Below are 14,231 nucleotides of genomic sequence, written 5' to 3' on the forward strand. Positions count from 1 at the left end.
GTGTTTGCGCTGCATGCCGCGCGCCCGTCAGACCTGTTTCAAATGTTCTGGATTCCCTCATGAAAAAAATCATCATCGCCACCCTGCTGTCGCTCACCGCCAGCGCCTGGGCCCAAGCGCCCGCCAAGGTGGAAGTCAAGGACGCCTGGGTGCGTGCCACCGTGGCGCAACAAACATCCACCGGCGCCTTCATGCAGCTCACCGCTCAGGCCGACACCCGCGTGGTGCAGGTCAGTTCGCCCATCGCCGGCGTGGTCGAGATCCACGAAATGGCCCTGGACAAGGACGTGATGAAGATGCGCGCCGTGCCCGCGCTGAGCTTGCCAGCCGGCAAGACGGTGGAACTCAAGCCCGGGGGTTACCACGTGATGATGATGGACCTCAAGGGCCCGGTGAAGGCGGGCGATGTGGTGCCCGTGACCCTGGTGCTGGAGAGCAAGGACGGCCTGCGCTCGACGCTGGAGGTGAAAGCCACAGCGCGCCCGCTGGGCAACGCCGCTGCCGCCGCGCCCGCTGCGGCGTCCCACGGCCAACACAAGCACTGAGGCCATGAGCCGCACCGCTGAACGCGCGTCCCCGGCGGACGCGGGGACAAGGCCGTCCCGGCATCCTGACTTTCACGCCGTGGCGTGGCGCTGGCATTTTTATGCCGGACTCTACGTCGTGCCCTTTCTGATCATGCTGGCGCTCACGGGTGCCGTCATGGTGTTTTTCACCGGTTTCCAGACCCGGCTCGGCTTCACCGTGCACGTGGCACAACAGGTCGCCGTGCAGCCCGTCAGCGCGCAGTCGCAGGCGGTGCTTGATCTGCGCGCAGGAGGCCAGCTGGTCGAATACATCGCACCGCGCGCGCCCGACGAGGCCAGCTGGTTCGTGGTCGAACGCGACGGCCTCACCGAAGCGGTGGCGGTGGACCCGCACACCGCGCAGGTGCTGCACCTGGTGGACAAGCAGGACACCGTGTTCGCCTGGGCCGAACGCATCCACGGCACGCTGCTCATCGGCGATGTGGGCGACCGCTTGATCGAGGTGGCGGCGGGTCTGGGCATCGTGATGATCGTCACCGGCCTGTATTTGTGGTGGCCACGCGGTGGTACCCGCTGGGCGCAGGTGCTGGTGCCCGACCTGCGGCTCCAGGGCCGTTTGTGGTGGCGTTCGCTGCACGCCAGCGTGGGCTTCTGGATCAGCGCGGTGCTGTTCGTGTTCCTGCTCACCGGCCTGTCGTGGACGGGCGTGTGGGGCGCGCAGTTCGCACAGCCCTGGGGCACATTTCCAGCCGCCAAGTGGGACGCGGTGCCGCTGTCGGATGCGGCGCATGCCACGCTGAACACCGGCAAGAAAGAAGTGCCCTGGGGTCTGGAGCAGACGCCGTTGCCGGCCTCGGGCTCAAGCGCCGGGATGGTGGGCGTGCCCGCTGGCCAGCCGGTGAACCTGGACGCCGTGGCCGCGCTCGCGAAGCAGCTGGGCTTCAGTGGCCAGCACCACATCCACCTGCCCAAGGACGCCACCGGTGTGTTCACTGTGTCGGCCGACACCATGAGCGGCGACCTGAAGAACCCCACGCAGGACCGCACGGTGCACGTGGACCAGTACTCCGGCCGCGTGATCGCCGAGGCCGCCTTTGCCGACTATTCGCCGGTGGCCAAAGGCATGGCGGTGGGCATCGCGCTGCACCAGGGGGACCTGGGGCTGTGGAACGCCGTGCTGAATTTGCTGTTCTGCGCAGCCACCGTGTTCTTGTGCGTCAGCGGCGTTGTGGTGTGGTTCAAGCGCCGTCCGGCTCGCAACTGGCGCCTGGTGGCGCCCCCTGTGCCGCGCGATCTGCCGCTGTGGAGAACCGGCGTGGTGTTGATGTGTGTCGTGGCGCTGGCGTTTCCGCTCAGCGGTGCGGTGTTGCTCGCGGTGCTGTTGCTGGACTGGCTGGTGATCTCACGCCTGCCCGCGCTCAAGAACAGGCTGAATTGATCAGACCGCCTGCGCCCGCGCCACACCCGGCGCTGGCGGGCTCGAAGCGCCCGAGCCGCGTTCGAAGGTGACCACGTGGTCCACCTCGGCGCGGATGCCGATCCATTCGCCGACCGCATGGTTGTGGTGCGAGGGCACATGCGTCATCAGCACCTCGCCGCTGGCCAGGCGCAGCGTGTAGAGAAATTCAGAACCGCGAAACGCCTTGCGCAAAATCTGCGCCTTCACCGGCGCATCGTCGTCGTGCACGATGTCGTCGGCGCGCAGCAGCACGTCGCACAGGCCCGAGGTATAGGCCGTGGGCAGCGGGCATTCGTCCACATCTTGCAGCGCACCCAGCGGGGTGTGCACCGACACCTCGTTGCCCACCTGGCTGATCTGCGCCGGCGCGAACACACCGTGGCCGATGAACTCGGCCACGAAGCGCGTGGCCGGGCGGTGGTAGAGCGCGTAGGCGTCTTCCCACTGGTGCAGGTGGCCTTCGTGCATCACACCGATCACATCGCCGATGGCAAAGGCCTCCAGCTGGTCGTGTGTGACGAACAGCGCCGTGGCCCCGGCAGCCTTGAGGATGCCGCGCACCTCGTGCGCCAGGCGTTCGCGCAGGTCCACGTCGAGGTTGGAAAAAGGTTCGTCGAGCAGCAGCAGGCGCGGGCGCGGCGCCAGCGCACGCGCCAGCGCCACGCGCTGCTGCTGCCCGCCCGAGAGCTCGTGCGGAAACCGCTTCTGCATGCCGTCCAGGCCCACGAGTTTGAGCACCTCGGCCACGCGCGAATCGCGCTCGGCTCGCGGCAGGCGGTCGATGCCGAAGGCGATGTTCTTGCCCACATCGAGGTGCGGGAAGAGGGCGTAGTCCTGGAACACCATGCCGATGCGGCGCTGCTCGGCCGGCATGTGGTGCGCGCCGTCGCTGACCTTCTCGCCTTCGAGCGTGATGCTGCCACCGCTGGCGCGCTCCAGGCCCGCCACTGCGCGCAGCAGCGTGGTCTTGCCGCAGCCCGAGGGGCCGATGAGCACACCGATGTCGCCCGCGCGCAGCCCGAGCGTGACACCGTCCACCGCCGCCTGGGGCTGGCCGGGGTAGCGCACGCTGAGTTGGGAGACGTTCAGGAACATGGAGGGGCATTGTAGATAACTACAATTCTCATTTGCATTGATGTGCATCAAAAGCCCCTCGCGGAACGCGGCGGGCCTGCGTGCCATCATCGGGCCCAGCCCTCTGTCTCCTCGTCCCCCAATCCCTCACTCCATGCTGCGCTGGTTGGCCTTCGCCCCGTTGATCCTGCTCGCGTGCCTGCTCACGCTGCCCGTGCTTTCGCTGGGCGGCTCGTGGTTCCAGTTCGACGCTGCGGCGCGCGATGTGCTGGGCCAGATGGCGCAGACCGTGTTGCCCGAGTACGCGCTCACCACCGTGCTGCTGTGTGTGTCGGTGGCCATGGGCGTGGCGGTGGTGGGCATGCTCACGGCTAGCGCGGTGACGCTGTTCGAGTTTCCTGGCCGGCGCTTCTTTGAATGGGCGCTGCTGTTGCCCCTGGCCATGCCCGCGTATGTGGTGGCCTACGCCTACACCGACTTTTTGCAGTTCAGCGGCCCGCTGCAGGTGTGGATGCGCGAGAGCTTTGGCCTGAGTGGCCGCGTGTTCCCCGAGATCCGCAACACGCCGGGCGCGGTCTGGGTGTTCACGTTTTCGCTCTATCCCTATGTGTACTTGCTGGCGCGCACGGCGCTGGCCGAGCGCGCCTCGCAGCTGATGGAAGCTGCGCGCCTGCTGGGCGCGCCGCTGGCGCGGCGCATCCGCGAGGTGGCCTTGCCGCTGGCCCGCCCCGCCGTGGCCGCGGGCGTGGCGCTGGCGCTCATGGAGACCCTGGCCGACTTCGGCGTGGTGAGCTACTTCGGCGTGCAGACCTTCACTGCCGGCATCTACAAAGCCTGGCTGGCCATGGACAACCGCTCTGCTGCCGCGCAGCTTGCCACCATGCTGCTGGCGGTGGTGGCGTTGCTGCTGTGGCTCGAACACCGCGCGCAGCACCGCATGCGCTTTTCCACCCTGCGCGGCCTGCGCGCCGGCAGCTTTGAGGCCCAGCCCGCGCAGCTGCGCGGGGGGCGTGCGGCGCTGGCGGTGGCGCTGTGTGCCCTGCCCATCGCGTTTGGTTTTGTGTTGCCGGTGCTGTTCATGCTGCGCCCGCTCATTGGCGGCTGGGAAGAACTGCCCTGGACGTCCTTCGTGCAGTGGTCGCGCAACAGCGTGTGGCTCGCCGGGCTGTCGGCGGCGCTGGCCACCGCCATTGCGCTGGCGCTCGCGTTTGCCCTGCGGGTGCGCCCGGGCAAGGTCACGCGCGGTGTGGTGCAGCTTGCCAGTCTGGGCTACGCCGTACCGGGCGCCGTCATCGTGGTGGGCCTGCTGCTGCCGGTGGGCTGGTTGCAGGCCATCAAGCCCGACACCAGCGTGGGCTACTTTGTCACGGCCACGGCGCTGGGCATCGTGTGGGCCTACATGGTGCGCTTCACTGCGGTGGCCTTGCAGTCCATGCAAAGCGGTTATGCGCGCATTCCGGCCAGCCTCGACGATTCGGCACGCATGCTCGGCACCACCGGCCTGGGCCTGGCCGCGCGCGTGCACTGGCCGCTGCTCAAACGCTCCACCGCCGCCGCCGCGCTGCTGGTGTTTGTGGACGTGATGAAGGAGCTGCCCGCCACCCTGGTGCTGCGCCCTTTCAACAGCGACACCCTGGCTGTGGTCACCTACCAGCTCGCGCGCGACGAACGCCTGGGCGAAGCGGCGCTGCCCGCGCTCACGCTGGTGCTGGTGGGCCTGGTGCCGGTGATGCTGCTGAGCCGCACCTTGCGACAGCGGTAAACGTGTGTTGCGGCCTGTTGTGCCGGTGCGTGTGCGCTGGTCCAATGGTTTTTTCATTCGAAGGCCTGCCCACATGCTCAACAAATCTCAAGAAGACCGCCGCCGGTTCATGGCACTGGCCGCTGCCACCGGCGCAACGGCGCTGGCCGCCGGCTGCGGCACCCGCGCACCGTTGCCCGGCCAGGCCCCCGCCAGCGCGGCCTACCGCCGCGAAGCCGCCACCCACCTCTACCGCAAATACGCCGACCGCATTTACCGCGGGAAACTGCCGCCCATGCTGTACGCCATCGGCGTGTTCGAGGTCGAGCTGAGCCAGGGCGGGCGCGTGGGCGCCACACGCTGGCTGCGTGGTCCCAGCCACGCACCCGAGGTCATGGCCGAAATCGAACGCCTGGTGCGCGCCGCCGCGCCGTTTCCCTCACCGCCCGGCTTCGGGCGGGTGCAGTACGTGGACACCTGGCTGTGGGACCGCAGCGGGCGCTTCCAGCTCGACACGCTGAGCGAAGGACAGCTCTGAGGTGATCCATCGCCCTTGGCCCACGTCGTCGTTTCGACAGGCGTGCAGCGTCAATGCGGCGAGCGCTCACCGACTACCATCGCTGTCCATGGCGCTCAACTGGGTCTGGGTCGGTTTCTTCACCGTGGCATTCGCCACCGCCGTGGTGCGCTGGTTGCTCGGCGAGCACGGCATCCTGCAGGCGCTCATGATGGCCATGTTCGACGGCGCGCGCTCGGGCTTCGAGATCTCGCTGGGTCTCGCCGGGGTGATGGCGCTGTGGCTGGGGCTCATGCGCGTGGGCGAGCGCGCCGGCATGATCGAACTGCTCGCGCGACTGACCGGACCGCTGCTGCGCCGCCTGTTTCCCGCCGTGCCGCAAGGCCACCCGGCGCAGGGCGCCATGACCATGAACATGTCGGCCAACCTGCTGGGCCTGGACAACGCCGCCACGCCGCTGGGCCTCAAGGCCATGCGCGAGCTGCAGACGCTCAACGTCGAGACGCTCGGTACCGCCAGCAACGCGCAGATCATGTTCGTGGTCATGAACACCGCAGGCCTCACGCTGATCCCCACCTCGGTCATCGCCATCCGCCAGAGCATCGCGCTCAAGCAGGGGCTGGGTGCCGATTTCAACGCGGCCGACATCTTCCTGCCCACGCTGCTGGTCACTTTCATCTCGCTGCTGGCCGGTGTGCTGGCGGTCGCGGTGTGCCAGCGGCTGCCGTTGTGGCGGGCGCGGTTTCTGTTGCCCGTGGTGGCGGTGGCGGGTCTGCTGGCGATGGCCGTGACCGCGCTGGCCCGCCTGCCCGCCGAGCAGGCCGCGCGCGTGGCAGGCACCACCGGTGCGGGGGTGATCCTGAGCGTGGTGATGCTGTTCGTGTTGGCGGGCGCCTTCAAGCGCATCAACGTGTACGACGCCTTCATCGAAGGTGCGAAGGAAGGTTTCGGCGTGGCGATCCAGATCGTGCCCTACCTCATCGCCATCCTGATCGCCATCGGCGTGTTTCGCGCCGCCGGGTGCATGGACTTCCTGCTCTCGGGCATCGGGGCGGGTGTGGCGGCGATGGGCTGGGACACCGACTTTCTCCCGGCTCTGCCGGTGGGCCTGATGAAGGTGCTCTCGGGCGCGGGTGCGCGAGGCTTGATGATCGACGTGATGCAGACGCACGGCGTGGACTCGTTCGCCGGGCGCCTGGCGGCCATCGTGCAGGGCTCGACCGAAACCACGTTCTATGTGCTCGCGGTGTACTTCGGCAGCGTGGGCATTCAGCATGCGCGGCACGCACTCGCCTGTGCGCTGTTTGCGGATGCGGTGGGTTTGGCGGCGGCGATCGGTGTGGGCTACGCCATGCTGCGCTGAAGCGGGTCAACGGAGCTGCTTGTTGCGTGGTGCGGCCAAAGGGAATCGAACCCCTATCTGGCCCTTAGGAGGGGCCCGTTCTATCCATTGAACTATGGCCGCGCAAGCGAGTGCGCATTGTACGGGGGCACCCGCATCCAGAGCGCCGCGGAACTGGCTTTGCCAGGCCGCAGGTGTTGCCCCCTGGAAGGGGGTGACGCGCTGCAGGTGCGGCGCGGGGGTCAGTCGTATTTCACGGTGAAGATCAGGTCCAGCGCGTTCTCTTCACCGGCACGCGCCCGCACCGTGAGTCGGCGCGACACGTCGTAGAAGATGCTCACCGTGCCCAACGCCCCGGCCAGGCTGCGCTCGTAGCTGAGGTAGAGGTTGTTGGACAGGCGCTTGCCCAGCGTGAGCGCGGCCGACGCGGCCGAGCCGTCGGCGTTGGTGCCGCTGCCGGCGATCGAGAGTTCGTCCAGGCCGAGTGCACCCGCCAGGCCGCCATCCAGCCGACCGTCGCGGCCCGCGAGCAGAGCGAGTGCGGCCTGCTGCAACACGGCGGCTTCGGCCCCCGCGCCGCTGGCCGGGCGGCCGAGCACCAGCCAGGCGAGTTTTTCGCTGTCGGGCAACTCGGGGTCGGAGAACAGGCGCACGCGAGGAACTTGCGCCGTGCCGCTGATCTGCACGCCCACGCGCTGGCTGCTGTTGGGGCGCACGGCGGTGATGTCCAGCGTGGGGTTGTCGTACGGCCCGGTGAAACGCAGCACGCCGTTTTCAATGGTGAGTTGCTGGCCGTAGGCGCGGTAGGAGCCGCGTTCGGTGCGCACGTCACCCAGCACGCGCGGCGTGGGCAGCTCGGGTGTGCTGCGCACATTGATCTGGCCGGCCAGCCGCGTCTGCAGGCCCTGGCCACTCACCTGGAAGTCGTCGCCCAGGTCGATGTCGATCAACACGTCGGGCCGCACGCGAAACGCGCCCGGCGCCACCAGCGCGGTCTCGGTGCCACGCACCACCACGTCGGCACCCAGGCTGGGGGTGGATTCGTCGGGCAGCACGAAGAGCGCGGAGTCGGCCCGCAGGCCGCCGCGAATCTGCAGCGCCGTGCCCACCAGCTCGGCCTGCAATTGACCAGACAGTGTGAGGCGCCGGTCGGCGCGCGATGACACGCGCAGTTTGGTGGCCGTGGCCTGCAGGTTGATGTAGGGCTGGCGCTGGCTCACGCCGTCCACCGTGACGCGGCGGAACTCGGTGGTGCCGCTGGCCAGCAGCGTGCCGCCCACCTCCACACCGCCACGGCCCTGCAGGTAGAAACGGTCGATGGTGATGCGCTCGCCGGCCAGTGTGGCGCGCAGTTCGCCGCGCGAGAACGAGATGCCGTTGACGATGGAGCGCAGCGCGAGCTGGTCGGCCTGCAGCGTGCCGTTCCACAGCGGGTTGGCGCGCGTGCCGCTGAGCGTGGCGCTGGCGGCCAGCGTGCCGCGCACGCGCCAGCCGGGTGGCGCCAGCGCGGACCACACCCCCACCTGCGGCAGGTTGGCCGTGAGGGTGCCGCGCAGCGGTGCGTCGGGCGCCCAGTGCCAGGCGGTCTGCTCGCCACCGGGCGGGCTCAGCGTGGTGCCGAGTTCGGCGCTGGCCTGGCCCAGGCGCTCGGTGTCCCAGCGCAGGCTGGCCTGCACGTTGGCGCCCTGGGTGGTCACGTTCAGACGCGCGTCCTTGATGCCGGTCTGCAGGCGCTGGGTGGAGGTGGTGTTTTCATCGAACGCCCCATCGGTCTGCACCGACAGGTCGCCGCTGCGGCGCTGGAGCAGCGCGCTCAGGCGCGGCGGCGTGGCGGCGTCCGCGGGCAACAGGAAGTCCCAACTGCCGTCGAACACCACGTCGCCGCCCAGGCCGGCCTGGCTCAGCGGACCGGTTTTTGCGCCCTCGGCGGTGGTGAAGGCGTCCACCCACGAGAGCGGCAGGCCGGTGAGCTGGCCGCGTGTCGCCAGCGCACCTCGTTGCCAGCTGAGCTGGTCCCAGGCCAGGGTCATGGGGCTGGTGACCACGGCGGCTGCGCGGTTGCTGAAGCTGGGTTGCAGGCGCAGCTGGCCGGCGTCGGCCTGGAGGTTGATGGCGGAGCGCGCGTCCTGCCAACGCAGGCCTAGCGCGGCAACGCTCTGCAGCGTCCAGTCCACCACGCGGTCCTTGCGCGCGCTGTCGGTGGCGCGCAGTTGCAGGCGGCTGAGGTCGAGGCGCCCGCTGTCAAAGTCGGGCCGTTGCGCGCTGCCCAGTTGCAGCCGGCCCTGGGTGTCCAGCGTGCCGCGCCACGGGCCTTGCTCGGCCTGGCCGGTGGCGGTGATGTCGAGCTGGTGCGGCTGGCCGCTGGCCTGCAGGTTCAGGTTGGCCAGGGTCAGCGTTTGCAGCGTGCCCACCACCGCGGCGGTGCCGGTGGCCGGGTCGGCGGCGCGCGCTGCGGTGCCGCGGGTGATGGTCAGCTTCGGCGCTTGCACACGGGCCTGCACACGTGGCGGCGCTGCGGTGCCGGCGCCCGCCACGGGCGCGGGGTAACCGAGCACGCCCAGGCCACCGTCCCAGGTTGCACCCAGGCGGGCGCTTCCCTCCACTTGCAGACCGGGTTGCGCGTCGAGCTGCGCGCGCAGCAGCGGGCCCAGCACGGGAAGCGTCTGCAGACTCTTCACCCAAGCGAGCACCCGCGATGCGTCGTCCAGCGCCAGGTTGAATTCGCCCTTACCCTGGGCGTGTGCCACACGGCCTTGCCAGTCGCCTTGGGCGCCGGGCAGTTTGAGCGCGAGGCGCCCGTCAAAGCTGCGCGCGCCCACATCAAGCTGGCCCTGGCCGTCCAGCGTGGCGTCTGCCAGACCGGCGCTGAGCGTGCGCAGGTCGAGCACGCCGAGCGCGGCGTTGTCGGGCTGGGGCGTCCAGCGGCCCTGCAGGTTCAGGTCGCGCAGGCGCACGCCGGCGAGCTGCCCGGCCTTGGGCTGGGTGCCCGAGGGCTTGACCACCGCGTTGAGGTCGATCGCGGGGTTGGCCGATTCGGCGTTCACCGCGCGGGCGGAGAAGCTGCCGTCGAGCGCGGCCGGCGCGATGCTGCTCCAGAGCGTGGCGGGGTTGATGCGGCTGGCCTTGAGCTCGCCTTGAAAGTCGCCCAGGGGCGAAGCCGCCGGTTCGCGCCAGCCCTGGCCCACCACACGGCCGCCGCCGAGCTGGGCGTCCAGGTTCGAGAGCGTCCAGCGCGCACCGCGCTGCTCCAGATCGGCCTGCAGGCTTTGCAGCGGCAGGCGTTGTTGGTCGGCGGGGCCGGGCACGGTGTTGGTCAGGCGCACCTGGGCGCGCCAGGCGTCCCCCTCGGGCTGCGCCACCACCGTGCCGCTGAGTTCGGTCACCGGGGCTTGGGGCCAGAGCGCGGCGAGGTTGAGCCGGTTCATGCGCGCGTTGGCCGCCTCGATCGGCTGGGTCTTCCAAGGGCGGATGCGCGCGGAGGCGTCGAGCACCGGCGTGTCCGATGTGCTGGTGGTGATGTTGGCCGTGGCGTCCAGCGCCGCGTCGGACTCGGCCAGCTGGCCCGTCACTTTGGCAATGGCCTTGAGCACCAGGTCCTCGCCGCCGGGCACGGTGGCCCTCACCTCGCCCTGCGCGTCCACCCGCAGCGGCATCGGGGCCTGCGCGCCCAGCACGGCCTGGATCTGGTACAGCCCGCCGGCCACGCGCAGGTTCTCCAGATCGAGCTGGTGCGCATCGGCCACGCCGAGGTTCCACAGGCTGTCGGCCGGCCGGTAGCGGTACTGGCCTTTGAGGGTGCTCAGCGAGAGTTCCTGTTTGCCGTCAAGCACCAGTTCACCCACCGACCAGTGCAGCGTGATGGCCATGGGCAGGGTGATGGGCTGCAGCGGCTCCACCGGGGTGGACGGGCGGCGGTCGGTGATCTGCAGGCGACCAATGTCGAACTGCGATAGGCGCAGGCCGCGCGCGAGCAGGGCGTCGAGCCAGAAGCGGTTGTCCAGCGCAATGCGCACGCTCGTGGCCTGCACGATCAGTTCGTCGCGCTGCCACTGCAGCCGCCCGATTTCGCCGCCGTTGCGCAGGCTGCCCTGCACCTCGGCCACGCTCAGCGTGCCCGCGCTGGGGCCCTGGTCGGCCATGTAGGACTGTCCCCAGCCGATGGCCTGCGCGAGCGAGCCTGCGGTGCCGGCCCACACCCAGAGGGCGATGGCGCCCGCCAGCACCAGGCCGAGCAGGGCGCCGGGCAGCCAGAGGGCGAACCAGCCGATGCCGCCGAGTGCGCGCCGCCGGGTTGCTTTGGGATCGGGTGATTCGCTCAAAACGCGAAGCCCACGTTGAGGTGCAGCCGCAAGCGTTTGGTCTCCAGGCCGTAGGCCAGATCGAGCTGCAGCGGGCCCACCGGGCTGTTGTAGCGCACGCCGGTGCCCACGCCCCACAGCGGCTTGAGGTCGCCCGCGCGGTTGGCCACCGCGCCGCCGTCGATGAACAGCACGCTCTCCACCGGCGAGCGGCCGTTGGCGTTGAAGATCGGCCGCTGCCATTCCAGGCTGACCACGCCTTTGTAACGACCGGGCAGCACGCTGCCGTCCGCCTGGCGCACGCCGATGTCGCGCAGGCCGTAGCCGCGCACGGTGGCGTCGCCGCCGGTGAGGAACAGCTGGGTGTCGGGGATGGCCGCATCGCGCCGTGCCACCACCGCACCACCTTCCACACGCAGCGCCAGGCGGCCCTGGTTGGTGCGGTTGTTCAGCACCTTCAGCTCGCGCGCTTCGCCCGGCTTGGCCTCGGGCGGTGGTGAGCGGTCGCCCAGCGGCCAGTAACCCAGCCAGCGCGCCTGCGTGCGCGTGAAGGGCTGTCGGGTGGTGCCCAGTGTGTAGCCCACGCCCAGCTCCACCGCCAGGCCGTGGCCCGAGTTGGGCGAGATCGGGTCGTCAAAGCGGCGGCGCGTCCAGGCGTAGTTGGCGGTGATCGACGAATTGGCCTCGGCCGTGCGCAGGGTCTGCGTGGCTTCGTTGAAGACACTGGCGCGGTCGTACTGCAGGTAGAAGCTGCGGTCGTACTCGATGCCGTCTTGCGACTGGCCCGCGCGCAGCCGCTGGCTGGTGGTGATGTTGAAGTCGTCCTGCTCTTGCAGCAGGCGCCCCCCCGCGATCCAGCGCCAGCCGTCGTTGCTGGGCGGTGAACTCCAGTCGGTGCTGGCGAGCTGGTCCACGCGCTCCACCTTGAGCACGCTCACGGCGCGCCAGTTGATGCCGGGCACGCTGTGGTGCGTGTGTTCGATCGACAGGCGCGCGCCGCTGTCGGTGCTGCCACCCACACCGAGCACCAGTTTCTGGCGCAGGCTTTCGCGCAGCTGCACCTTCACCGGCAGGGACTCGCCGTCCATGCTGGGCTCCACGAACACGAAGGCCGAGTCGTAGTAGCCGCTTTCGATCAGGCGCTGTTGCGCCGCTTGCAGCTGGGCCAGGTCGTAGTCGCTGCCGGGCACCACGCCCGAGAGGCGCACCAGGCGCTCCACCGTGACCTTGTCGTAGCGCTGCGCGCCTTCCACCACCACCTCGCCCATCTGGAAGGCGCGGCCGGAGTCGAGCTCGATGTAGAGGTTGGCCTGGCGGTTGTCGGCGTCGATGTCGGCCAGGCTGTTCTGCACCCGGCCGGCGGGGTAGCGCCGCGCGATCAGCGCGCGCAGGGCGGCGTCCTTGGTGCGGTCCCAGTCGCTCTGCGAAAACGGCAGGCCCTGCATCACGCTCACTTCGCGCTGAATGGTGTCGCGCTGCTCGCTGGCCTCGGGCGCGGTGGCGATGTCGCCCAGAAAGGACACGTTCACCGACGCCACCCGGGTGATGGGGCCGGGCGAGACGCGGATGGTCACGGTGCCCAGGGGTCGGCTGCTGGAGCCGTTGCCGGCTGCGGCCGTGTCCGCCGCCGCGGGCAGGGCAGGCGGCCCGATCACGTCCACCACGGGCGAAAAATAACCCAGGGTGGCCAGCAGTTCGCGCAGGTTGGCGGGGGCCGCGGCCAGCAGCCGGGTGAGTTCGTTGGCGTCGAGGTTGCGCAGCAGGCGAAAGCGCTGCAGCTCCAGGTGGCGCAGCAGAAAGTCACGCACCTCGTCGGGCGCCTGCAGGTCGATCTCGAAACGCGGCTCCGCCGGTGGGCGCGGTGTGCGGGGAGTGGTCCGGTCGCGGGTGGTCGGCGGGGCCGGCGCATCGGCATCGGCCGCATCCACCGCGTCCTGCAGGGCGCTGGCCGCCGGTGCGACGGGCGCTTCCACGGCTTGCGCCAGCGCAGCCGGTGGACACAACAGCGCGACGCAAAGCACTAAAGACCCCGCCCAGCGGGCGGAGTCCGGAACAAAACAGGTCATGCCGTTATTTGGAGAGCAATCTCATCGTGTCTTCCAGCCCCTTCAAGGTCAGCGGGAACATGCGCTGGCTCATGAGTTGCTGGACCACGCTGATGCTCTGTCGATACTGCCACACGCCCTGAGGTTCCGGATTGATCCACGCGTACTTGGGAAAAGCGTGCGTGAGGCGCTGCAGCCACTCGGCGCCAGCCTCCTCGTTGTTGTATTCCACGCTGCCGCCAGGTTGCAATATTTCGTAAGGACTCATGGTGGCGTCGCCCACGAAGATCAGTTTGTAGTCCTTGTTGTACTTGCGGATGATGTCCCAGGTCGGGAATTTCTCGGCGTAGCGGCGGCGGTTGTTCTTCCACATGAAGTCATACACGCAGTTGTGGAAGTAATAAAAGTCGAGGTGCTTGAACTCGCCTTTGACCGCCGAGAACAGCTCCTCCACCCGCTGGATGTGTTCGTCCATGGTGCCGCCCACGTCCATGAGCAGCAGCACCTTCACGTTGTTGTGCCGCTCCGGGATCATCTTGATGTCCAGGTAACCGGCGTTGGCTGCCGTCGCGCGGATGGTGTCGGGCAGGTCCAGCTCGAACTCGTTGCCTTCGCGCGCGAACTTGCGCAGGCGGCGCAGCGCCACCTTGATGTTGCGCGTGCCCAGCTCCTGGGTGTCGTCGTAGTCGCGGTAGGCGCGCTGCTCCCACACCTTCACACCGCTCTTGTTGCCGCCCTTGCCGCCTATGCGCACACCCTGCGGGTTCTGCCCGCTGTTGCCAAACGGCGAGGTGCCGCCGGTGCCGATCCACTTGCTGCCGCCCTCGTGGCGTTCCTTCTGCTCTTCGAGCCGCTTTCGCAGCGTCTCCATCAGCTCGTCCCAGTCCATCTTGGGCGCGTTCGCCTTCTGCTCATCGGACAGGATGCGCTCCATTTCCTGGCGCAACCAGTCGGCCGGAATCGGCTTGGTGAAGTCCGCGATCATCTCCACGCCCTTGAAGTAGGCAGCGAAGGCGCGGTCGAACTTGTCGTAGTGCTTCTCGTCCTTCACCAGCGCCGTGCGCGCCAGGAAGTAGAAGTCGTCCATGCTGCAGGCATCGGGATTGCGCGGCCCGACCACATCGGACTGCAGCGCCTCCAGCAGCATCAGGTACTCCTTGACGGAGACCGGCAGCTTGGCCGAACGCAGGGTGTAGAAGAAGTCGATCAGCATGGTGATCTCCTGGTT

9 protein-coding genes and 1 tRNA gene are annotated in these 14,231 nt (G+C 69.0%); 5 read left to right on the forward strand and 5 right to left on the reverse strand.

The features are described from left to right. The first annotated feature begins 59 nt into the window (after positions 1-59). Positions 60-545 (forward strand): copper chaperone PCu(A)C, encoded by a 486-nt coding sequence (locus ACN4F8_RS05505; protein WP_419472624.1) that lies wholly within the window; start codon positions 60-62, stop codon positions 543-545. A gap of 4 nt (positions 546-549) precedes the next feature. After that, positions 550-1,965: a PepSY-associated TM helix domain-containing protein gene (locus ACN4F8_RS05510; RefSeq protein WP_419472625.1), complete on the forward strand. Its 1,416-nt coding sequence runs from the start codon at positions 550-552 to the stop codon at positions 1,963-1,965. On the opposite strand, the gene ACN4F8_RS05515 is transcribed toward ACN4F8_RS05510, so the two are convergent. Continuing rightward, positions 1,966-3,081 (reverse strand): ABC transporter ATP-binding protein, encoded by a 1,116-nt coding sequence (locus tag ACN4F8_RS05515; RefSeq protein WP_419472626.1) that lies wholly within the window; start codon positions 3,079-3,081, stop codon positions 1,966-1,968. A 133-nt stretch (positions 3,082-3,214) separates the two neighbouring features. Between ACN4F8_RS05515 and ACN4F8_RS05520 the strand changes: the two genes are divergently transcribed. The 3 genes from ACN4F8_RS05520 to ACN4F8_RS05530 all read left to right on the forward strand — a co-directional run bounded on the left by ACN4F8_RS05520 (position 3,215) and on the right by ACN4F8_RS05530 (position 6,681). Beyond that, positions 3,215-4,822 (forward strand): ABC transporter permease, encoded by a 1,608-nt coding sequence (locus ACN4F8_RS05520; protein ID WP_419472627.1) that lies wholly within the window; start codon positions 3,215-3,217, stop codon positions 4,820-4,822. A 73-nt stretch (positions 4,823-4,895) separates the two neighbouring features. Further along, on the forward strand, positions 4,896-5,339 hold the full coding sequence (locus tag ACN4F8_RS05525) for a twin-arginine translocation signal domain-containing protein (RefSeq protein WP_419472628.1): 444 nt from the start codon (positions 4,896-4,898) through the stop codon (positions 5,337-5,339). Positions 5,340-5,427: 88 nt separating this feature from the next. Beyond that, positions 5,428-6,681 (forward strand): nucleoside recognition domain-containing protein, encoded by a 1,254-nt coding sequence (locus ACN4F8_RS05530; RefSeq protein WP_419472629.1) that lies wholly within the window; start codon positions 5,428-5,430, stop codon positions 6,679-6,681. A gap of 27 nt (positions 6,682-6,708) precedes the next feature. Here ACN4F8_RS05530 and ACN4F8_RS05535 read toward each other — a convergent pair. From ACN4F8_RS05535 to ACN4F8_RS05550, 4 genes are all read right to left on the reverse strand, one after another. After that, positions 6,709-6,783, reverse strand: a tRNA-Arg gene (locus tag ACN4F8_RS05535). A 119-nt stretch (positions 6,784-6,902) separates the two neighbouring features. Then, on the reverse strand, positions 6,903-10,979 hold the full coding sequence (locus ACN4F8_RS05540) for a translocation/assembly module TamB domain-containing protein (protein WP_419472630.1): 4,077 nt from the start codon (positions 10,977-10,979) through the stop codon (positions 6,903-6,905). Next, positions 10,976-12,931 (reverse strand): autotransporter assembly complex protein TamA, encoded by a 1,956-nt coding sequence (locus ACN4F8_RS05545; RefSeq protein ID WP_419472631.1) that lies wholly within the window; start codon positions 12,929-12,931, stop codon positions 10,976-10,978. The genes ACN4F8_RS05540 and ACN4F8_RS05545 overlap by 4 nt, the downstream gene beginning before the upstream one ends. 97 nt (positions 12,932-13,028) lie before the next feature. Continuing rightward, complete coding sequence (locus ACN4F8_RS05550; RefSeq protein WP_419472632.1) at positions 13,029-14,216, reverse strand: vWA domain-containing protein; 1,188 nt, start codon at positions 14,214-14,216, stop codon at positions 13,029-13,031. Positions 14,217-14,231 lie beyond the last annotated feature (15 nt).

This window comes from Hydrogenophaga sp. (genome assembly GCF_048549895.1).
Classification (GTDB): Bacteria; Pseudomonadota; Gammaproteobacteria; order Burkholderiales; family Burkholderiaceae_C; genus Hydrogenophaga.

Excerpts from the sequence above, each read along its gene's own strand:
- ACN4F8_RS05505 (WP_419472624.1), top strand. The coding sequence starts at position 60 with ATGAAAAAAATCATCATCGCCACCCTGCTGTCGCTCACCGCCAGCGCC.
- ACN4F8_RS05510 (WP_419472625.1), top strand. The coding sequence starts at position 550 with ATGAGCCGCACCGCTGAACGCGCGTCCCCGGCGGACGCGGGGACAAGG.
- ACN4F8_RS05515 (WP_419472626.1), bottom strand. The coding sequence starts at position 3,081 with ATGTTCCTGAACGTCTCCCAACTCAGCGTGCGCTACCCCGGCCAGCCC.
- ACN4F8_RS05520 (WP_419472627.1), top strand. The coding sequence starts at position 3,215 with ATGCTGCGCTGGTTGGCCTTCGCCCCGTTGATCCTGCTCGCGTGCCTG.
- ACN4F8_RS05525 (WP_419472628.1), top strand. The coding sequence starts at position 4,896 with ATGCTCAACAAATCTCAAGAAGACCGCCGCCGGTTCATGGCACTGGCC.
- ACN4F8_RS05530 (WP_419472629.1), top strand. The coding sequence starts at position 5,428 with ATGGCGCTCAACTGGGTCTGGGTCGGTTTCTTCACCGTGGCATTCGCC.
- ACN4F8_RS05550 (WP_419472632.1), bottom strand. The coding sequence starts at position 14,216 with ATGCTGATCGACTTCTTCTACACCCTGCGTTCGGCCAAGCTGCCGGTC.